The sequence below is a fragment of the Escherichia sp. E4742 genome, from assembly GCF_005843885.1.
In the GTDB taxonomy this organism is placed as follows: domain Bacteria; phylum Pseudomonadota; class Gammaproteobacteria; order Enterobacterales; family Enterobacteriaceae; genus Escherichia.
The window spans coordinates 2289302-2308875 of sequence record NZ_CP040443.1; the positions used below are offsets into that span (position 1 = coordinate 2289302).

Consider the following 19574-nt stretch of genomic DNA (forward strand, 5'->3'; position numbering starts at 1 on the left):
GATAAGGCGCTTGCGCCGCATCCGGCAATCAGCACCTGATGCGACGCTGTCGCGTCTTATCAGGCCTACAACTGTTGCTGACCCGTAGGCCGGATAAGGCACTCGCGCCGCATCCGGCAATCAATGCCTGATGCGACGCTGTCGCGTCTTATCAGGCCTACAACTGTTGCTGACCCGTAGGCCGGATAAGGCGCTCGCGCCGCATCCGGCGGTTTTTACCCACGCTGACGCAAAATCGTATTCTCATAAGCCCGCACGCTCTCCAGCCATTCGCTACCCGCTGGTGTATCGTGACGCTGGCAATACATTTCCCACACCGCCTGCCACGGCAACGATTTCTGTTCTTCCAGCAGCGCCAGTCGCGCGGTGTAATCGCCCGCCGCTTCCAGCTTGCGCAGTTCGGCTGTCGGTTCTAACAACGCACGCAGCAGGGCTTTTTTCATATTGCGCGTGCCAATGACCCACGCGGCAATGCGGTTGATAGAGGCATCGAAGAAGTCGAGACCGATATGTACCCGGTCAAACAGGTCATGACGAACAATCTCACTGGCAATTGCCTGGGTTTCATCATCCAGCAGCACCACGTGATCGCTATCCCAGCGTACCGGACGGCTGACGTGCAGCAGCAACTGCGGCACATACAGCATGGCGGCGGAAATCTTGTCGGAAATGACTTCGGTCGGGTGGAAGTGTCCGGCATCCAGGCACAGCGCAGTCTGGCGGCTGGTGGCATATCCCATGTAAAACTCATTGGAGCCAACCGTGTAGCTCTCCGCGCCAATACCAAACAATTTGCTCTCTACCGCGTCGATATGGTGCGCAGGGTTCAGCTTTTCGCTGATTACTTCATCCAGTGCTGCCAGCAAACGCTGGCGCGGGGCGAGACGGTCAACGGTGATATCTTTCATGCCATCCGGTATCCAGATGTTCATCACCGATGGCGTACCAAGTTGCTCGCCAAAATAGGCCGAAACGCGACGGCTGGCCTTACAGTGGTCAATCCAGAACTGGCGAATGCGGTCGTCGGGATGCGAGAGCGTAAAGCCATCGGCGCTTAGCGGATGCGAAAAACAGGAGGGGTTAAAATCCAGACCGAGCTGATTGGCTTTCGCCCATTCAACCCAGTTTTTGAAGTGCTCTGGTTTGATTTGGTCGCGCGAGACTGGCGTGTCTGACTCCAGATAGATGGCATGTAAGTTAAGCCGTTTAGGCCCAGGAATCAGCCGCATCGCCTGTTCCAGATCGGCGCGTAGCTCTTCGGCATTGCGCGCTTTGCCCGGGTAGTGTCCGGTGGCCTGAATACCCCCAGTCAGCGAACCTTCCGGGTTTTCAAAACCAGAAACATCATCGCCCTGCCAGCAGTGCATTGAAACGGGTAAGCGATCAAGTTGGCGCAGCGCCTCCTCGACATCAATCCCTACCGCCGCGAAACGCTGTTTCGCCAGTTTCCAGGCCTGTTCCAGTTGAGTGGTCATGCGCAAAGCTCCTTTGTCTGTCGTGTAGAGTGAATCCGCGCCACATAGTGGGCAATTTCACTGTCAGGATTAGGGGTAAAGGTGGTCAGATTCGCGGTGGCGCTTACGACCTGACGGAAATCATCCACATTGTTGAGTTCATCCAGCGTCATTAACTGGATGCCGATATTGCCGAGCGTCGAGGCTTCAACTGGCCCGGCGATCACCCGAATACCGCAGGCATCGGCACACAACTGGTTGAGCAGTGCGTTCTGGCTGCCGCCGCCGACAATATGCAGTTGCGAGAAATCTTCACCGCGTAGCTGCGCCAGTTCGTGCAGTACGTCGGCATACAGCAGCGTCAGACTGTCGAAAATACAGCGCGCCAGTTCAGCATCACTTTCTGGGATCGGTTGCGCCGTTTCCCGACACGCTGCCTGAATTTCGCTGCACATCTCGTCAGGATTAATAAAGCGATCGTCATTGGGATTGATGATGAAGCGACAGGCCGGGAGTGCCTGTGTCGCGGCGATAAGCGTCGGGAGATCGTTGATTTGCCGCTCCTGAAGCACTCGCTGAAGCAGCCATAAACCCATGATATTTTTCAGCACCCGATAGCGACCTTCCGCACCGCCTTCATTGGTGATGTTGGTTGCCAGCGCCGCATCATTGGTGAATGGCGTCTGGCTTTCGAAGCCCATCAATGACCAGGTGCCGGAGGAGAGATAAGCGGCGCGTGAACCGTTTAACGGCGAGGCGATAACCGCGCTGGCGGTATCATGGCTGGCAACGGCGACTACCGGAATTTCATTACCCTGCGGGCAAATCCAGTGACCAATGACATTACCTGGATGCGTCGGGCGACCAAACCAGGCTTTGTTGGCGCCGCTCCACGCCAGCAGGGAGTCATCCCAGTCATCGCTATTGATATTGACCAGTTGCGTGGTGGTGGCGTTGGTGTATTCCCAGTTCATCTTGCCGGTCAGACGATAACTAAAGTAATCCGGCATCAGCAGAGCGTGAGCAATGTGCGGGATAAGTTCAGGTTGTTGCTCCGTCAGCGCACGTAGCTGATAGATCGTATTGAAGGGCAGAAACTGGATGCCGCTACGCTGATAAATATCGCGTTTGCCAATTTGCTGCTGTGCCAATGTCATCAGTCCGTTAGTGCGGCTATCACGATAGGAAATCGGTAAACCGACGCGCTGACCGTGTTGATCCAGCAGCACATAGTCCACGCCCCAGGTATCAATGCCGATGCTATTGATATGAATCCCTTCCTCGCATACCTTGTTTAACCCAAGGCGAATGGCGTTTTCCAGACTATCGACATCCCAGGTGGCATAACCGCTCTGGTAATACAGACCATTGGTAAAACGATGGATTTCACGCAGCGTCAGGCTACGGGATTCACGGTGGTAACGCGCCAGCATTACGCGCCCACTGGATGCGCCAAGATCAACGGCGACGCAGTAGCGAAAGGTCATAATGAGATCCTTCTAAGTTTCATTACGCCCAGTCTAAGAAGCGCCCGACTTCGCTACCTTCTCGTTACTGACAGGAAAATGCGCCATTGGCAACCAGGGAAAGATGAACGTGATGGTGTTCACAATTTGCCGAATTGTGGCGATGTGATGCTCGCCGCATTTCCTGAAAATTCACGCTGCATCTTGAAAAATAGACATTTTTTACGCGATTTGCCGTCGAAAATTTAAGGTAAGAACCTGATCTCGTGATTACTATTCCGCCATGTTGACGACATCAGGAGGCCGGTATGACCGTATTACATAGTGTGGATTTTTTTCCGTCTGGTAACGCGTCCGTGGCAATAGAACCCCGGCTTCCACAGGCGGATTTTCCTGAACATCATCATGATTTTCATGAGATTGTGATTGTGGAGCATGGCACGGGTATCCACGTTTTTAACGGACAGCCCTATACCATCACGGGGGGAACGGTCTGTTTCGTGCGCGATCATGATCGGCATCTGTATGAACATACCGATAATCTGTGTCTGACCAATGTGCTCTATCGCTCACCGGATCGATTTCAATTTCTCGCTGGGCTGAATCAGTTGCTGCCACAAGAGCAGGACGGACAGTATCCTTCTCACTGGCGCGTTAACCACAGCGTATTACAGCAGGTGCGACAACTGGTTGCACAACTGGAACAGCAGACTGGAGCCAGTGATTTACCGTCGAAAGCCAATCGTGAAATCCTGTTTATGCAATTACTGCTCTTGCTGCGTAAAAGCAGTTTGCAGGAGGGCATGGACAACAGCGCGTCACGCCTGAACTTACTGCTGGCGTGGCTGGAAGATCATTTTGCCGACGAGGTGAATTGGGAAGCCGTAGCGGATCAATTTTCTCTTTCACTGCGCACACTGCACCGCCAGCTAAAGCAGCAAACGGGCCTGACGCCCCAGCGCTATCTGAACCGCCTGCGACTGATGAAAGCACGTCATCTGTTACGCCACAGCGAGGCAAGTGTCACCGATATCGCTTATCACTGTGGATTCAGCGACAGTAACCACTTTTCGACGCTTTTTCGCCGCGAATTTAACTGGTCACCCCGAGATATTCGCCAGGGACGGGATGGCTTTCTGCAATAACGCGAATTTTCTCAACGTATTCCCGCGCCAGCTTGCGAATAATCGAATGCGTTTTCTGTCCGAGGTGGCACGGTGGCTAATCAGTTAATTCTTCTCAAAAAAGATTTTTTTGCCAGCGAGCAGCAAGCGGTTGCCGTCGCCGATCGTTATCCTCAGGATGTCTTTGCTGAACATACACATGATTTTTGTGAGCTGGTAATTATCTGGCGCGGTAACGGCTTGCATGTTCTTAACGATCGCCCTTATCGCATTACCCGGGGCGATCTTTTTTATATTCGAGCCGAAGACAAACACTCCTACGCTTCTGTTAATGATTTGGTTTTGCAAAACATTATTTATTGCCCGGAGCGGTTGATACTTAACCTGGATTGGCAGGAGGCTATTCCGGGATTTAACGGTAGCGAAGGGCAACCGCACTGGCGTTTAGGCAGTGCGGGCATGGCGCAAGCGAGACAGGTGATTGGCCAGCTTGAGCATGAAAGCAGTCAGCACGCGCCGTTCGCCAATGAGCTGGCGGAACTGCTGTTCGGTCAATTGGTTATGTTGCTGAAGCGCCACCGTTACACCAGTGACTCGTTGTCGCCAACATCCTGCGAAACGTTGCTGGATAAGCTGATCACCCGGCTGGCGGCCAGTCTGAAAAGTCCTTTTGCGCTGGATAAATTTTGTGATGAGGCGTCGTGCAGTGAACGCGTTTTGCGCCAGCAATTTCGCCAGCAGACTGGCATGACTATCAACCAGTATCTCCGTCAGGTGCGCATTTGCCATGCGCAATATCTTCTCCAGCATAGCCGCCTGTTAATCAGCGATATTTCGACCGAATGTGGCTTTGAAGATAGTAACTATTTTTCGGTGGTATTTACCCGGGAAACCGGGATGACGCCCAGCCAGTGGCGTCATCTCAGTTCGCAGAAAGATTAATTCGCCATTCCCATACCGACGATGTTGGCGGCGACAATAATCACCACACAACCGAGGCTCAATACCGTTACCGGACGGCGGCCTGCATTGTTCCACTCTTTCAGGACCAGCCCGACGATACCGCCGCACAATACATAGAAACTCATATGCAGCATCCAACTGATGTAGTCATACTGCGCCGGAATGCGGGCGTGGCCCCAGGCATAGAAAAAGAATTGCAGATACCACATCAAACCGCCCAGTGCCGAGAGCAATACGTTGTGGATGATCAGCGGTTTTGCCAGCGAGAAGTCGGCTTTTAGCGACAAATCTTTCACTTTTGCCAGACGAATAAAACAGAAGCCGAGATTGATGATCGCGCCGCCACCCATGATGACAACATAGCTTGGCAGAGCGACATACAGCGGGTCGACGCCTAGCGCGGCAGCCGCTTCATGCATCGGTTTTGCGGCATTCATCGCAAAAGACATCCCGGCAGAAAAAATGCCACACATTACCGCCAGCACCAGCCCTTTTTTCAGGTTGAACTCTTCGGCTTTAATGCCCATTTTGCGCTCTTTCAACTGCCCGGCGCGGGTCACAATTCCTACGCCAATCAGCGCCACCAGTACGCCAAGCAACGTCATGCGCCCACCGTCGGTGTTAATCAGCAGATTGAAATTACCGTTGATAATCGGTGTCATCAGCGTGCCAACAATCAAGGTAATGCCAATGGCGATACCAATCCCCATCGACATGCCGAGATAACGCATGGTCAGGCCATAGTTGATATTACCAATCCCCCACATCGCGCCGAACAGAAAAACAGGCAGCAGGGTAGAGAGGTTAAACGAGCTGTAATACGCCCAGAAATCAGGTAGTAGCATGGCGCTGATGGCCCACGGCAGAATAATCCACGAAACAATCCCTCCCACCGACCACATGGTTTCCCATGACCACTGTTTTACTTTTTTGAACGGAGCGTAAAAACAGGCTGCACTGGCCGCGCCGATCAAATGCCAAAATATCCCCATCGTAATCGCGTTACTCATTCTTTTATCCTCATCATTTTTTCGTCGCGTCACATCTCCGACGAGATGAGTGTAAAAATCGTGCGGTCGATTAACCTTTCGCCTGTTGCCGCCGTTGCCGATTTACTGGCAATCAAGGCATTAAGTGGGTGATTTGGTTCACATCTCAGGCATTTTTCTGCAAAACCATATCCTTACGAAAAGTGCGGCATTGATAATCATTTTCAATATCATTTAATTAACTATAATGAACCAACTGCTTACGCGGCATTAACAATCGGCCGCCCGACAATACTGGAGATGAATATGAGCTATACCCTGCCATCCCTGCCGTATGCTTACGATGCCCTGGAACCGCACTTCGATAAGCAGACCATGGAAATCCACCACACCAAACACCATCAGGCCTACGTCAACAACGCCAATGCGGCGCTGGAAAACCTGCCAGAATTCGCTAACCTGCCGGTTGAAGAGCTGATCACCAAACTGGACCAGCTGCCAGCAGACAAAAAAACCGTGCTGCGCAACAACGCTGGTGGTCACGCCAACCACAGCCTGTTCTGGAAAGGCCTGAAAAAAGGCACCACCCTGCAGGGCGATCTGAAAGCGGCTATCGAACGTGATTTCGGTTCCGTTGATAACTTCAAAGCAGAATTTGAAAAAGCGGCAGCTTCCCGCTTTGGTTCCGGCTGGGCATGGCTGGTGCTGAAAGGCGATAAACTGGCGGTGGTTTCTACTGCTAACCAGGACTCTCCGCTGATGGGCGAAGCCATTTCTGGCGCTTCCGGTTTCCCTGTTCTGGGTCTGGATGTGTGGGAACACGCTTACTACCTGAAATTCCAGAACCGCCGTCCTGACTACATCAAAGAGTTCTGGAACGTAGTGAACTGGGACGAAGCTGCGGCACGTTTCGCGGCGAAAAAATAATCGCATATTGCCTGCTGCAATGAGGCGTTTACGCCGTTTTTCAGCAGAAAAAACAAACCATCGCACATAGCGGTGGTTTTTTTGTGATCAATTTCAAAATAAAAACAATGATCCTATAAAAATAAAACAACGTTTCAATTGATGTGGTTTTGATCACTTTTATTGCTCTGTTGAATGTCTATCTTCATTTCCATCAACACTGATGCATCGTTAAGGAACTTCGCATCAGCCTATAAAAATATGCCAACAGGTGATGGAAATGCAGATAAAACGCACGATAGAGAAAATCCCGGGGGGGATGATGCTCATCCCGCTGTTCCTTGGCGCACTGTGTCATACCTTCTCGCCGGGGGCGGGGAAATATTTTGGATCATTCACTAACGGGATGATTACTGGCACGGTGCCTATCCTGGCGGTGTGGTTTTTCTGCATGGGGGCGTCTATCAAATTAAGCGCGACGGGAACGGTGTTGCGTAAATCCGGTACGTTGGTGGTAACCAAAATTGCCGTCGCATGGGTGGTTGCGGCAATTGCTTCGCGCATTATTCCTGAGCACGGTGTCGAAGTCGGATTTTTTGCCGGGCTTTCAACGCTGGCGCTGGTGGCGGCAATGGACATGACCAACGGCGGTCTGTATGCCTCTATCATGCAGCAGTACGGCACCAAAGAAGAGGCCGGGGCATTTGTGTTGATGTCGCTGGAGTCTGGTCCGCTAATGACGATGATTATTCTGGGAACCGCCGGGATTGCTTCGTTTGAACCGCATGTTTTCGTTGGCGCAGTATTGCCGTTCCTGGTGGGCTTCGCGCTGGGGAACCTTGATCCTGAATTGCGCGAGTTTTTTAGCAAAGCAGTGCAGACGCTGATTCCGTTCTTTGCCTTCGCGCTGGGCAATACCATTGATTTAACCGTGATTGCCCAGACAGGTTTGTTGGGGATCCTGTTGGGTGTGGCGGTGATTATCGTGACCGGTATACCGTTGATTATTGCCGATAAATTGATTGGCGGTGGCGATGGCACCGCCGGAATTGCCGCCTCCAGTTCTGCCGGGGCCGCGGTGGCAACGCCGGTACTGATTGCGGAAATGATCCCGGCCTTTAAACCGATGGCGCCTGCGGCAACTTCGTTGGTGGCGACGGCGGTAATTGTGACTTCGATTCTGGTGCCAATTCTTACCTCTGTCTGGTCACGTAAAGCCAAAGCCAGAGCGGCGAAGATCGAAATTCTGGGTACGGTGAAATAATCTCTCTTATTCCATATCATCGCCGGATGAATTGACGTTCATCCGGCGTTTTACCTTAAATAACAAATACCTCATCAATCGTCCGACATTCGCTTTCTGTTAACTCCCCACCAGCATTGCGCGACACTCCTGTGCAGTAACCAAATTTACGTGATACCACCGTCTTGATGGTGGTGACAAAATCTTCACCGATGGCGTAAATGGACATATAGGTGCCGATCTGTTGCTGAATTTCGTGTAGGGCTGCGAGATTGCCATTCTTGAAGGCTTCGCGTGCTTCAACAAACAGCTCCGGCATAACGTTGTTCAGGCCGGATATTATTCCCGCGCCGCCAGCCAGCAAATTAGGAATGTAATACTCGTCATAGCCCGAAAGCACAGCAAAATCAGAACGAACGGACTGGGTTGCCTGAATCATGCTGCGGGTGTGTGACTGGCAATCGACGGTATCTTTAATTCCGGCAAACTCAGGAAACTCACTCGCCAGTGTGGCGACCAGATCTGGGGTTAAATCACAACCGGTCCGCGCCGGGAAGTTATATGCGAACCATTTGCCCTGTAATTCGCGCCCCAGATGGCGGAAATAGCTTAATAATTGCTTTGCCGTCTGGCCGTAGTAGTAAGGCGGGAGGATCATCACCGCATCGTACCCAACGCGATACGCTTCTTGTGCCATCAGCAATACATCGTGTGTGCAGGTGGAAGAAACGTTAGCGACCATTTTTAATGTGCTCATGGAACGCGCTTCGCGGATAAGCATGAGTCTCTCTTCGAGGGTGAAAGAGGCAAATTCACCAATGCTGCCCATCAGCAATATCACATCAATATTGGCTTCTGTTAGCCGCTGCAGATGCTTCTTCAGTCCGTTAAGATCCACATTACCGTCTTTATCCATTGGCGTAATGGAAGGGCACCAGACGCCAGAAAACTGTATTTGCTCGGTCACGTTGTACACTCCTGATAATGAAATGGCGTTTCAAATTCATCTCATTGATAACATTTCTAAGACGTCGTCATGTGAACCGTGCTCTCATTTTGCGCGCCTGACGTAAAATAAATATGGTCTAATGGGGAAATTTCTCGGTGGAGAGGGAACAGATGCGATATCCAGTTGATGTATACGCAGGCAAAGTTCGGGATTATCCGGAAAGCCGACCAAGTGCGATTGCGAAAATCCAGGTCGATGGCGAGTTGATGTTGACAGAACTGGGGCTGGAAGGTGATAAGCAGGCAGAGAAAATAGTTCACGGTGGGCCGGACAGGGCGCTGTGTCATTATCCTCGCGAGCATTATCTCTACTGGGCGCGGGAATTTCCGGAACAGGCAGATTTGTTTGTTGCGCCTGCGTTTGGTGAAAACCTCTCAACCGACGGCCTGACGGAAAGCAATGTTTATATTGGCGATATTTTCCGCTGGGGAGAGGCGTTGATTCAGGTCACCCAGCCGCGCTCTCCGTGCTACAAACTCAATTACCATTTTGACATCAGCGACATGGCGCAGTTGATGCAAAACGCCGGTAAAGTTGGCTGGCTGTATAGCGTGATTGCGCCGGGGTTGGTATCTGCGGATGCGCCGCTGGAGCTGGTTTCTCGCGTCAGCGATGTCACCGTGCAGGAGGCAATAGCTATCGCATGGCATATGCCGTTTGATGATGAGCAGTATCACCGTTTGCTTTCCGCAGCCGGGCTATCGAAAAGCTGGACGCGGACGATGCAGAAACGCCGACTTAGCGGCAAGATTGAAGATAATTCGCGGCGTTTGTGGGGAAGCAGTAAAAACTAACAGATTATAGCGAGAGATTATGGAATCGAATGAAAATATTACGGAAATACGCGCTGCAGTTAAGCATATTCTGTTTGAAGAGTATCACCTGGAATCGGTCAATGATATTTTCGAGTTAGACGGTGAAACGTTGGCTGAAATGTATGAGCAGCTTAAAGCTGTGATGGAAGAATATGGTCTGGATGGTGAAGACGTGGAGAGTATTCTCAACGGGATTGATGACTGACTCAATGAAATTGGCATCGTAGAGAGTAGGCCTGATAAGACGCGACCAGCGTCGCATCAGGCATTCTGCTGAAACGCCGGATGCGGCGTAAACGCCTTATCCGGCCTACAAAAGCTGCCCTGTGCGATGGTTAACTCCGCTTATACAGCGGCAGCCAAATCACCAGACGTAAACCGCCCAGCGGGCTGTCTTCCGCTTTCACCCAACCACGGTGCTGCTGAATGGCGGTTTCGACAATCGCCAGCCCCAGACCTGTACCGCCAGATTCACGATCGCGCGCTTCATCTGTACGATAGAACGGACGGAAAATTTGTTCGCGATCTTCCGGGCTAACGCCAGGACCATCGTCATCCACCGTAATGGTGATACCGTCTTTATCTACCGCAAAGCCCACTTCAATCTTCGTATGGGAATAACGCAGGGCATTACGAACAATGTTTTCCAGCGCACTTTCCAGGGCATTTGGGTTGCCGTACAGCGGCCACGGCCCTGGTGGGAAGTTAACCGTAAACGACTTGCCCATCTGCTCCGCTTCGAATGCCGCGTTATCCAGCACTTCGTTCCACAACTGGTTGGCTTTGATTGTCTCGCTCACCAGCGCGTTTTTCTGCTGATTACGTGACATTACCAACAGGTCGTTGATCATGCTGTCCAGACGCTGGGCTTCGGTTTCAATACGCTCCAGTTCCTTGCTTTCACCACTACGACGACGCAGTAACGCCGTACCCAGTTGCAGACGCGTCAGCGGTGTGCGCAGCTCGTGAGAGATATCAGAAAGCAGGCGCTGCTGGGAGGTCATCATGCGCTCCAGCGCGGTTACCATCTGGTTAAAACTGGCACCGGCAGCGAGAAATTCCTGTGGCCCCGCTTCCAGTTCCGGGTGCTGGCGTAAGTTCCCCTGGGCAACTTCATCGGCAGCGTTTTTCAGCTTACGCGCCGGTTTTGCCAGACTCCAGGCCAACCACAACAGCAGCGGCGTACTGACCAACATGGTGACAATCAGCAGTAATAGCGGACGGTCAAACAGTAAGTTGATGAAATCGGATTGAGAACTGCTGGCCGGACGAATCAGATAAAGTTGATAATTATCTTCGCCATCACGCACAGAGAACGGGCCGACCAGTTCCACGCGACCATACTTTTTCTTTTGCGGGTGATCGGCGTTATCGGCCTGACCAATAAAGTTGCGAATGATCTGCATTTCGCTGCGTTCAGCGCCGATCACGCGGCCTTCAGTGGTCACCAGTAATAAACGCTGGCCTGGTGGCGCCCACTTATCAATGGCCCGGAACAGGCGACGCCACCACATTAAATCGTTGGGTGGATCGTTCGCCAGTTCCGCTTCGACATGCTGCTCAATCATCAGCCCCTGACGCTGTTCGCTATCCAGAAGCTCGGTCATCTGGCGAGAGTCGAGCTTGGGTAACATCAAAACCAGCATCAACACCAGCGCCAGCGTCAGCCAGAAGATGGCGAAGATGCGCGCGGTTAAGCTGCCTATCATGAAGCGGAAACCATCAGATAGCCGCGACCACGCAATGTTTTAAACCACGGATGACCGTCTTTACGATCCGGCAGCTTACGACGCAGGTTGGAAATATGCATATCGATAGCACGGTCGAAAGGCGTCAGGCGTTTGCCCAGTACTTCCTGGCTTAAATGCTCGCGAGAAACCACCTGACCCAGATGCTGCGCCAGTAGGTAGAGCAGGGTAAATTCAGTACCGGTTAACTCCAGTGTTTGCCCGTCGAAGCTGGCTTCCTGACGGCCTGGATTCAGCACTAAGGCGTCAACTTCCAGCGTCGGCGAACCGTTATCGCTGTTCTGCTGTTGCTCGCTCCAGTGCGAACGGCGCAGGATCGCGCGAATACGCGCAACCAGTTCACGGTCGTTAAACGGTTTCGGGAGATAGTCATCCGCACCCAGCTCAAGGCCGAGGACGCGATCAAGTTCACTGCCGCGAGCCGTCAACATAATGACTGGCGTCTGGTGTGTCTGGCGAAGTGCCTTCAATGTGTCGATACCATTTTTCTTCGGCATCATCACATCAAGCAAAAGTAAATCAATGCTGTCGTCCAGAAGAGCAAGCGCTTGTTCCCCGTCGTGGGCAACAATCACGTTGAAGCCTTCCATCTCGAGCAGCTCCTTTAACAGGGATGTCAGCTCTCGGTCATCATCAACTAACAGGATTTTATTCATTGTTTAAATACCTCCGAGGCAGAAATTACGTCATCAGACGTCGCTAATCCATGACTTTACGTTGTTTTACACCCCCTGACGCATGTTTGCAGCCTGAATCGTAAACTCTCTATCGTTGAATCGCGACAGAAAGATTTTGGGAGCAAATGATGCGCATAGTTACCGCTGCCGTCATGGCCTCAACGCTGGCAGTCAGTTCATTAAGCCACGCTGCTGAAGTCGGTTCAGGCGATAACTGGCATCCGGGCGAAGAACTTGCGCAGCGCAGTACGCAGAGCCATATGTTCGACGGCATAAGTTTAACTGAACATCAGCGTCAGCAGATGCGAGATCTTATGCAACAGGCCCGGCACGAACAGCCACCTGTTAATGTTAGCGAACTGGAGACAATGCATCGCCTTGTCACCGCAGAAAATTTTGATGAAAACGCTGTGCGCGCACAGGCAGAAAAAATGGCGAACGAGCAAATAGCTCGTCAGGTTGAGATGGCAAAAGTCCGCAACCAAATGTATCGCCTGTTAACGCCGGAGCAGCAAGCGGTTTTAAACAAGAAACATCAACAACGAATGGAACAGTTGCGCGACGTGACGCAATGGCAAAAAAGTTCATCGTTGAAGCTATTGAGTAGTAGCAACTCACGTTCCCAGTAGTAAACCCTGTTTTCCTTGCCATAGACACCATCCCTGTCTTCCCCCACATGAAGTGGGGGTTTTTTTTATCCGCAATTTGCCTGTTACTTGATGCATTGCAGATGATTTGCATCCGTTATACTACCGTCAGTTGATAGCGGGAGTATTTATGAATCAATCTTATGGGCAGCTGGTCAGTCGGGCAGCGATTGCTGCAACGGCGATGGCTTCGCTGTTATTACTGATTAAAATTTTTGCATGGTGGTATACCGGATCAGTGAGTATTCTCGCTGCGCTGGTGGATTCGCTGGTGGATATCGGCGCGTCATTGACTAACTTATTGGTCGTGCGTTACTCACTACAACCTGCCGACGATAATCACTCCTTTGGTCACGGTAAAGCTGAATCGCTCGCCGCGCTGGCGCAAAGTATGTTTATCTCCGGCTCCGCGCTGTTCCTGTTTTTGACCGGTATTCAGCATTTGGTTTCTCCGACACCGATGAAAGACCCGGGTGTTGGGGTTATCGTGACTATTGTGGCGCTAATTTGTACGATTATTCTTGTCTCGTTTCAGCGTTGGGTCGTTCGCCGGACGCAAAGCCAGGCAGTGCGGGCAGATATGCTACATTATCAGTCTGATGTTATGATGAACGGCGCGATTTTGCTGGCGCTGGGATTGTCCTGGTACGGCTGGCATCGTGCTGATGCCCTGTTTGCTTTGGGAATCGGCATCTATATTTTATATAGCGCGTTACGCATGGGGTATGAGGCGGTCCAGTCATTATTGGATCGCGCGCTGCCCGATGGCGAACGACAGGAAATTATTGATATCGTGACTTCCTGGCCGGGAGTTAGCGGCGCTCACGATCTTCGCACGCGGCAGTCAGGGCCGACCCGCTTTATTCAGATTCATTTGGAAATGGAAGACTCTCTGCCTTTGGTTCAGGCACATATGGTGGCGGATCAGGTAGAGCAGGCTATTTTACGGCGTTTTCCGGGTTCAGATGTGATTATCCATCAGGATCCTTGTTCTGTCGTACCCAGGGAGAGTAAACGGTCTACGCTTTCATAATCCGTACAAAAGAGAGCCAGACCCGCATTTTGTGTATAAAATACCGCCATTTGGCCTGACCTGAATCAATTCAGCAGGAAGTGATTGTTATACTATTTGCACATTCGTTGGATCACTTCGATGTGCAAGAAGACTTCCGGCAACAGATTTCATTTTGCATTCCAAAGTTCAGAGGTAGTCATGATTAAGAAAATCGGTGTGTTGACAAGCGGCGGTGATGCGCCAGGCATGAACGCCGCAATTCGCGGGGTTGTTCGTTCTGCGCTGACAGAAGGTCTGGAAGTAATGGGTATTTATGACGGCTATCTGGGTCTGTATGAAGACCGTATGGTACAGCTAGACCGTTACAGCGTGTCTGACATGATCAACCGTGGTGGTACATTCCTCGGTTCTGCGCGCTTCCCGGAATTCCGCGACGAGAACATCCGCGCCGTGGCTATCGAAAACCTGAAAAAACGTGGTATCGACGCGCTGGTGGTTATCGGCGGTGACGGTTCCTACATGGGTGCAATGCGTTTGACCGAAATGGGCTTCCCGTGCATCGGCCTGCCGGGCACCATCGACAACGACATCAAAGGTACTGACTACACCATTGGTTTCTTCACGGCATTGAGCACCGTTGTTGAAGCTATCGACCGTCTGCGTGACACCTCTTCTTCTCACCAGCGTATTTCCGTGGTGGAAGTGATGGGCCGCTACTGTGGCGATCTGACTCTGGCTGCGGCTATTGCTGGTGGCTGTGAATTCGTTGTGGTTCCGGAAGTTGAATTCAGCCGTGACGATCTGGTAAACGAAATCAAAGCCGGTATCGCGAAAGGTAAAAAACACGCGATTGTGGCGATCACTGAACATATGTGTGACGTCGACGAGCTGGCACACTTCATCGAAAAAGAAACTGGCCGTGAAACCCGCGCAACTGTGCTGGGCCACATCCAGCGTGGTGGTTCCCCGGTACCTTACGACCGTATTCTGGCTTCCCGTATGGGCGCTTACGCTATCGATCTGCTGCTGGCAGGCTACGGTGGTCGTTGCGTAGGTATTCAGAACGAACAACTGGTTCACCATGACATCATCGATGCTATCGAAAACATGAAGCGTCCGTTCAAAGGTGACTGGCTGGACTGCGCGAAAAAACTGTATTAATGATTTCGGGAAAAGGCAGATTTCTTTAGCCTGAAACCGATGACAGAGGCAAAAATGCCTGATGCGCTTCGCTTATCAGGCCTACATGAATTCTGCAATCTATTGAGTTTGCAAGCTTTTGTAGGCCGGATAAGCTGCATCCGGCATGAACAAAACGCACTTTGTCAGCAATATGAGGCGGATTTCTTCCGCCTTTTTAACTCCCCCATATATACCCGCAAGTTATAGCCAATCTTTTTTTATTCTTTAATGTTTGAATCCCTTTCTGGCACGCTTTGTTCATCACAACACAACATAAGAGAGCCGGGCGATGAACAAGTGGGGCGTAGGGTTAACTTTATTACTGGCAGCGACCAGCGTTATGGCAAAGGATATTCAGCTTCTTAACGTTTCGTATGATCCAACGCGCGAACTGTACGAGCAGTACAACAAAGCCTTCAGCGCCCACTGGAAACAGCAAACCGGCGATAACGTGGTGATTCGCCAGTCGCACGGCGGTTCGGGTAAACAGGCGACGTCGGTAATCAATGGCATAGAAGCTGATGTCGTCACGCTGGCACTAGCCTATGACGTGGATGCCATTGCTGAACGTGGTCGTATCGATAAAGAGTGGATCAAGCGTCTGCCGGATAACTCCGCACCTTATACTTCTACCATTGTCTTCCTGGTGCGTAAGGGCAATCCGAAACAGATTCACGACTGGAACGATTTGATTAAGCCAGGTGTTTCGGTGATCACCCCGAATCCGAAAAGTTCTGGTGGTGCACGCTGGAACTACCTGGCAGCCTGGGGATACGCCCTGCATCACAACAACAACGATCAGGCAAAAGCGCAGGAATTCGTGCAGTCGTTGTATAAAAACGTCGAAGTACTGGATTCCGGCGCGCGCGGTTCAACGAATACCTTTGTTGAGCGGGGTATTGGCGACGTGCTGATTGCCTGGGAAAACGAAGCTCTGCTGGCGGCGAATGAACTGGGGAAAGATAAATTCGAAATCGTCACGCCGAGCGAGTCTATTCTCGCAGAGCCTACGGTGTCAGTTGTCGATAAAGTGGTGGAGAAAAAAGGCACTAAAGAGGTGGCGGAAGCTTACCTGAACTATCTCTACTCGCCAGAAGGCCAGGAGATTGCGGCTAAAAACTACTATCGTCCGCGCGATCCTCAGGTAGCGAAAAAATATGAAAATGCCTTTCCGAAGCTGAAGTTATTCACCATTGATGAAGAGTTCGGTGGCTGGACGAAAGCGCAAAAAGAGCATTTCTCTAACGGCGGAACGTTTGACCAAATCAGCAAACGTTAATTTTGTTGAAGGCAATCAGACCCGGTGGCATCTCGCGACCGGGTTTTTTATTTGTCACGATTTTGCGTTACCCTTGCATCTCTTTGAGGTACAGGGAAAAAAAGATGAAAAAAGCAGGTCTTCTTTTTTTAGCGATGATGGTTATCGCTGTTGCTGCTGCAGGCATTGGTTACTGGAAATTGACCGGTGAAGAGTCGGACACGTTGCGCCAGATTGCCCTTGAGCAATGTTTACCCAACCAGCAGCAAAACCAAAACCCTTCGCCATGTGCGGAAGTCAAACCCAATGCCGGATATGTGGTTTTAAAAGACCTCAACGGTCCTCTGCAATATTTGTTGATGCCAACGTATCGTATTAACGGCACTGAAAGTCCATTGTTAACCGATCCTTCAACGCCTAATTTCTTCTGGTTAGCCTGGCAGGCGCGTGATTTTATGAGCAAAAAATACGGCCAGCCAGTCCCCGATCGCGCGGTATCTCTGGCGATTAACTCCCGTACCGGGCGCACGCAAAACCATTTTCATATCCATATCTCTTGTATTCGTCCTGATGTGCGCGAACAACTGGATAATAATCTGGCGAATATCAGCACCCGTTGGTTACCGCTGCCCGGTGGGCTGCGTGGGCATGAATACCTGGCACGTAGGGTAACTGAAAGCGAGTTGGTGAAACGTAGTCCGTTTATGATGCTGGCAGAAGAAGTACCAGAGGCACGGGAGCATATGGGTAGTTACGCGCTGGCGATGGTGCGACAGAGTGATAACTCGTTTGTATTGCTGGCGACGCAGCGCAATCTGCTGACGCTGAATCGTGCTTCAGCCGAGGAACTTCAGGATCATCAGTGTGAGATTTTGCGTTAAAGCGAGGAGTTGTTGAGGAAAGCTAAGTGCCGGATGCGATATCCGGCACCTGTCAGGCTTAAGCCTGTTTAGCCGCTTCTGCAGCTTTAACGATCACTGCGAAGGCGTCAGCTTTCAGAGAAGCACCGCCAACCAGCGCGCCGTCGATGTCCGGCTGAGCGAACAGTTCTGCGGCGTTAGATGCGTTTACAGAACCGCCGTACTGGATGATCACTTGTTCAGCGATGTTAGCGTCAACTTTAGCGATGTGGTCACGGATAAATTTGTGAACAGCCTGTGCCTGCGCCGGAGTTGCAGATTTGCCAGTGCCGATTGCCCATACTGGTTCGTAAGCGATTACCGCACCTTCGAATGCCGCAGCACCCTGAGTTTTCAGTACCGCGTCGATCTGACGTGCGCAAACTTCTTCAGTTTTGCCCGCTTCGTTTTCAGCTTCGGTTTCACCGATGCACAGAACCGGAGTCAGACCCTGCTCTTTCAACACCGCGAATTTTTTCGCGATCAGTTCGTCAGACTCTTTGTGGTAAGTACGACGTTCAGAGTGACCGATGATGATGTACTGTGCGCCGATGTCTTTCAGCATAGCAGCAGAGGTTTCACCAGTGAATGCGCCGGACAGGTTCAGGTCCACGTTCTGCGCACCCAGCATGATGTGGCTGCCTTCAGCTTCACGCTTCGCCATATCGATGTACATTTCTGGTGGCGCGATTGCAACGCCACAGCCATCAACGCCTGCCAGCTCTTTACGCAGGTTAGAAACCAGCTCGTGAACCATGTGGCGGCTGCCGTTCAGTTTCCAGTTACCCATCACTAAAGGATGTCGCATTTTAATTCTCCACGCTTATAAGCGAATAAAGGAAGATGGCCGCCCCGCGGGGCAGCAGGTCTGTGAAACAGTATAGAGATTCATCACTGGAAAGGCTTTGCTTTTTGTCATTTATTCAACCCTTCAAGCGATTCAGATAGCGCCAGCTTAATCGGTTCAACAGCGAAGGTCAGTCCCTTTTCGCCGTTGTCCGCGACAACATAGCGCAGTGCACCTTCTGTCTCGGTGTAATAACGTTTGTTTTTCCCCGCAGTAAGGAGCGACAGCAGCTTTTTCTGACTTTGTGTTTTGGTCATCAGCGGGGTGAGTGTGCGGATCACCGCCGCCATGTATTCATGAGCTTTCGCTTTGGCGGCTTTTTGCTCTGGTCCCTGGATTGGTAGCCACGTAATTTGAATGCTTTTGATTTTTAAAGTGCCACGCTCCAGCGCCGTAGAGGCATACAAGTTCTCGTTAATTTTACTGGCGGCGCGAGTCAGATTGGCTTTGTCGGGGCTGCTATCGATGGCGCGAAACTCGTTCAGTGGCAGGTTGGGGTTCTGGCTGTTAAAGTTTTCTCGAAACTGGCTGATGGAGAGATCGAAGGTAGGGGCGCCAGCAAGCAGATAGGGCGCAGTGGTCGCCGTACCTGGTGTTTGTGCATGCACCGTTGTGCTAACGGCTGATGCAGAACATAAGAGAAAAAACAGCGTAAACCCTGGCTTCATCGACAGTACCTTTTGTTATGACTGGCTCCGATTAAAACGATATCTGTCTCCCTTGTCAAAAGGGTAGAATCCTGGAAAAGACAACCATCAAGGAACTTACATGACCATACAGCAATGGTTATTCTCGTTTAAAGGGCGTATTGGGCGCCGTGATTTCTGGATTTGGATTGGCCTCTGGTTCGCGGCCATGCTGGTGCTTTTCTCACTGGCAGGTAAAAACTTAGTCGATATCCAGACCGCCGCGTTTTGCCTGGTGTGCTTACTTTGGCCGACAGCGGCAGTAACGGTCAAACGACTGCACGATCGCGGGCGTTCCGGCGCATGGGCATTTTTAATGATTGTAGCGTGGATGCTGCTGGCGGGTAATTGGGCGATTTTACCGGGCGTCTGGCAATGGACGGTGGGGCGTTTTGTCCCGACGTTGATTCTGGTGATGATGCTTATTGATCTTGGCGCATTTGTCGGTACGCAGGGCGAAAATAAATTTGGCAAAGATACTCTGGATGTGAAGTATAAAGCCGACAATAAATCAAGTAATTAACCTTTAATATATCTCTTATTGCTATTTTTTTCCGGGATCGTTATTTCCACGCTGGAAATAACAATGCCCGGAAAATCCTCCTCATTTCCTCACCTTAAGCAATATCAAAAAAAATGGTAATCC

At 51.2% G+C, this 19574-nt stretch carries 20 protein-coding genes; 12 read left to right on the plus strand and 8 right to left on the minus strand.

Going from position 1 to position 19574, the window contains the following annotated elements:
• Positions 1-215: 215 nt before the first annotated feature.
• Both rhaA and rhaB read right to left on the minus strand, forming a co-directional pair.
• Complete coding sequence (gene rhaA, locus FEM44_RS11180; RefSeq protein WP_135523430.1) at positions 216-1475, minus strand: L-rhamnose isomerase; 1260 nt, start codon at positions 1473-1475, stop codon at positions 216-218.
• Positions 1472-2941: a rhamnulokinase gene (gene rhaB, locus FEM44_RS11185; protein ID WP_135523431.1), complete on the minus strand. Its 1470-nt coding sequence runs from the start codon at positions 2939-2941 to the stop codon at positions 1472-1474. Before rhaB ends, rhaA begins: the two co-directional genes overlap by 4 nt.
• A 287-nt stretch (positions 2942-3228) precedes the next feature.
• Here rhaB and rhaS point away from each other — a divergent pair, with 287 nt between their 5' ends.
• Positions 3229-4065 (plus strand): HTH-type transcriptional activator RhaS, encoded by an 837-nt coding sequence (rhaS, locus tag FEM44_RS11190; protein ID WP_135523433.1) that lies wholly within the window; start codon positions 3229-3231, stop codon positions 4063-4065.
• A 72-nt stretch (positions 4066-4137) separates the two neighbouring features.
• Complete coding sequence (gene rhaR, locus FEM44_RS11195; RefSeq protein WP_135523434.1) at positions 4138-4986, plus strand: HTH-type transcriptional activator RhaR; 849 nt, start codon at positions 4138-4140, stop codon at positions 4984-4986.
• Here rhaR and rhaT read toward each other — a convergent pair.
• Complete coding sequence (gene rhaT / locus FEM44_RS11200) at positions 4983-6017, minus strand: L-rhamnose/proton symporter RhaT (protein WP_135523435.1); 1035 nt, start codon at positions 6015-6017, stop codon at positions 4983-4985. The two genes, rhaR and rhaT, sit on opposite strands and share 4 nt — an antisense overlap.
• A 285-nt stretch (positions 6018-6302) precedes the next feature.
• Here rhaT and sodA point away from each other — a divergent pair, with 285 nt between their 5' ends.
• Positions 6303-6923, plus strand: coding sequence for a superoxide dismutase [Mn] (gene sodA, locus FEM44_RS11205; RefSeq protein WP_135523436.1), 621 nt, complete (start codon positions 6303-6305; stop codon positions 6921-6923).
• 259 nt (positions 6924-7182) lie between these two features.
• On the plus strand, positions 7183-8166 hold the full coding sequence (gene kdgT / locus FEM44_RS11210; protein ID WP_130215248.1) for a 2-keto-3-deoxygluconate transporter: 984 nt from the start codon (positions 7183-7185) through the stop codon (positions 8164-8166).
• A 55-nt stretch (positions 8167-8221) separates the two neighbouring features.
• Here the strand turns inward: kdgT and FEM44_RS11215 are convergent, their stop codons facing one another.
• Positions 8222-9112, minus strand: coding sequence for a dihydrodipicolinate synthase family protein (locus tag FEM44_RS11215; RefSeq protein WP_135523437.1), 891 nt, complete (start codon positions 9110-9112; stop codon positions 8222-8224).
• Between the two features lie 152 nt (positions 9113-9264).
• Here FEM44_RS11215 and yiiM point away from each other — a divergent pair, with 152 nt between their 5' ends.
• Positions 9265-9948, plus strand: coding sequence for a 6-hydroxyaminopurine reductase (gene yiiM / locus FEM44_RS11220; protein ID WP_135523438.1), 684 nt, complete (start codon positions 9265-9267; stop codon positions 9946-9948).
• Between the two features lie 19 nt (positions 9949-9967).
• The gene (locus FEM44_RS11225) at positions 9968-10174 is read left to right on the plus strand and encodes a hypothetical protein (RefSeq protein WP_135523439.1); all 207 of its coding nucleotides are present in this window, start codon (positions 9968-9970) and stop codon (positions 10172-10174) included.
• Positions 10175-10304: 130 nt separating this feature from the next.
• Here the strand turns inward: FEM44_RS11225 and cpxA are convergent, their stop codons facing one another.
• Together cpxA and cpxR are read right to left on the minus strand one after the other, a co-directional pair.
• The gene (cpxA, locus tag FEM44_RS11230) at positions 10305-11678 is read right to left on the minus strand and encodes an envelope stress sensor histidine kinase CpxA (protein WP_000580414.1); all 1374 of its coding nucleotides are present in this window, start codon (positions 11676-11678) and stop codon (positions 10305-10307) included.
• A complete protein-coding gene (gene cpxR / locus FEM44_RS11235; protein ID WP_130206632.1) occupies positions 11675-12373 on the minus strand; it encodes an envelope stress response regulator transcription factor CpxR in 699 nt (232 codons plus the stop codon). The genes cpxA and cpxR overlap by 4 nt, the downstream gene beginning before the upstream one ends.
• A 149-nt stretch (positions 12374-12522) precedes the next feature.
• Between cpxR and cpxP the strand changes: the two genes are divergently transcribed.
• The 5 genes from cpxP to cdh all read left to right on the plus strand — a co-directional run bounded on the left by cpxP (position 12523) and on the right by cdh (position 17377).
• Positions 12523-13023, plus strand: a complete 501-nt coding sequence (gene cpxP, locus FEM44_RS11240; RefSeq protein WP_135523475.1) for a cell-envelope stress modulator CpxP — start codon at positions 12523-12525, stop codon at positions 13021-13023.
• A 148-nt stretch (positions 13024-13171) separates the two neighbouring features.
• Complete coding sequence (gene fieF, locus FEM44_RS11245) at positions 13172-14074, plus strand: CDF family cation-efflux transporter FieF (protein WP_064530279.1); 903 nt, start codon at positions 13172-13174, stop codon at positions 14072-14074.
• Between the two features lie 180 nt (positions 14075-14254).
• Positions 14255-15217: a 6-phosphofructokinase gene (gene pfkA, locus FEM44_RS11250; protein ID WP_032185626.1), complete on the plus strand. Its 963-nt coding sequence runs from the start codon at positions 14255-14257 to the stop codon at positions 15215-15217.
• 310 nt (positions 15218-15527) lie between these two features.
• Positions 15528-16517 carry a sulfate/thiosulfate ABC transporter substrate-binding protein Sbp gene (gene sbp / locus FEM44_RS11255; RefSeq protein ID WP_130215254.1) on the plus strand — a complete coding sequence of 330 codons (990 nt, stop codon included), beginning with the start codon at positions 15528-15530 and terminating at the stop codon, positions 16515-16517.
• A gap of 104 nt (positions 16518-16621) precedes the next feature.
• Positions 16622-17377, plus strand: coding sequence for a CDP-diacylglycerol diphosphatase (cdh, locus tag FEM44_RS11260; RefSeq protein ID WP_130215256.1), 756 nt, complete (start codon positions 16622-16624; stop codon positions 17375-17377).
• A 58-nt stretch (positions 17378-17435) separates the two neighbouring features.
• On the opposite strand, the gene tpiA is transcribed toward cdh, so the two are convergent.
• Together tpiA and FEM44_RS11270 are read right to left on the minus strand one after the other, a co-directional pair.
• Positions 17436-18203 carry a triose-phosphate isomerase gene (tpiA, locus tag FEM44_RS11265; RefSeq protein ID WP_130206626.1) on the minus strand — a complete coding sequence of 256 codons (768 nt, stop codon included), beginning with the start codon at positions 18201-18203 and terminating at the stop codon, positions 17436-17438.
• Between the two features lie 107 nt (positions 18204-18310).
• Positions 18311-18910, minus strand: coding sequence for a YiiQ family protein (locus FEM44_RS11270; protein WP_135523440.1), 600 nt, complete (start codon positions 18908-18910; stop codon positions 18311-18313).
• A gap of 100 nt (positions 18911-19010) precedes the next feature.
• On the opposite strand from FEM44_RS11270, the gene FEM44_RS11275 reads away from it, so the two are divergent.
• The gene (locus tag FEM44_RS11275; protein ID WP_135523441.1) at positions 19011-19451 is read left to right on the plus strand and encodes a DUF805 domain-containing protein; all 441 of its coding nucleotides are present in this window, start codon (positions 19011-19013) and stop codon (positions 19449-19451) included.
• The last annotated feature ends 123 nt before the right edge of the window (positions 19452-19574 follow it).

Coding starts and splice junctions, on each gene's coding strand:
- rhaA (WP_135523430.1), bottom strand. CDS start 1,475: ATGACCACTCAACTGGAACAGGCCTGGAAACTGGCGAAACAGCGTTTC.
- rhaB (WP_135523431.1), bottom strand. CDS start 2,941: ATGACCTTTCGCTACTGCGTCGCCGTTGATCTTGGCGCATCCAGTGGG.
- rhaS (WP_135523433.1), top strand. CDS start 3,229: ATGACCGTATTACATAGTGTGGATTTTTTTCCGTCTGGTAACGCGTCC.
- rhaT (WP_135523435.1), bottom strand. CDS start 6,017: ATGAGTAACGCGATTACGATGGGGATATTTTGGCATTTGATCGGCGCG.
- sodA (WP_135523436.1), top strand. CDS start 6,303: ATGAGCTATACCCTGCCATCCCTGCCGTATGCTTACGATGCCCTGGAA.
- kdgT (WP_130215248.1), top strand. CDS start 7,183: ATGCAGATAAAACGCACGATAGAGAAAATCCCGGGGGGGATGATGCTC.
- yiiM (WP_135523438.1), top strand. CDS start 9,265: ATGCGATATCCAGTTGATGTATACGCAGGCAAAGTTCGGGATTATCCG.
- FEM44_RS11225 (WP_135523439.1), top strand. CDS start 9,968: ATGGAATCGAATGAAAATATTACGGAAATACGCGCTGCAGTTAAGCAT.
- cpxA (WP_000580414.1), bottom strand. CDS start 11,678: ATGATAGGCAGCTTAACCGCGCGCATCTTCGCCATCTTCTGGCTGACG.
- cpxR (WP_130206632.1), bottom strand. CDS start 12,373: ATGAATAAAATCCTGTTAGTTGATGATGACCGAGAGCTGACATCCCTG.
- cpxP (WP_135523475.1), top strand. CDS start 12,523: ATGCGCATAGTTACCGCTGCCGTCATGGCCTCAACGCTGGCAGTCAGT.
- fieF (WP_064530279.1), top strand. CDS start 13,172: ATGAATCAATCTTATGGGCAGCTGGTCAGTCGGGCAGCGATTGCTGCA.
- pfkA (WP_032185626.1), top strand. CDS start 14,255: ATGATTAAGAAAATCGGTGTGTTGACAAGCGGCGGTGATGCGCCAGGC.
- sbp (WP_130215254.1), top strand. CDS start 15,528: ATGAACAAGTGGGGCGTAGGGTTAACTTTATTACTGGCAGCGACCAGC.
- cdh (WP_130215256.1), top strand. CDS start 16,622: ATGAAAAAAGCAGGTCTTCTTTTTTTAGCGATGATGGTTATCGCTGTT.
- tpiA (WP_130206626.1), bottom strand. CDS start 18,203: ATGCGACATCCTTTAGTGATGGGTAACTGGAAACTGAACGGCAGCCGC.
- FEM44_RS11270 (WP_135523440.1), bottom strand. CDS start 18,910: ATGAAGCCAGGGTTTACGCTGTTTTTTCTCTTATGTTCTGCATCAGCC.
- FEM44_RS11275 (WP_135523441.1), top strand. CDS start 19,011: ATGACCATACAGCAATGGTTATTCTCGTTTAAAGGGCGTATTGGGCGC.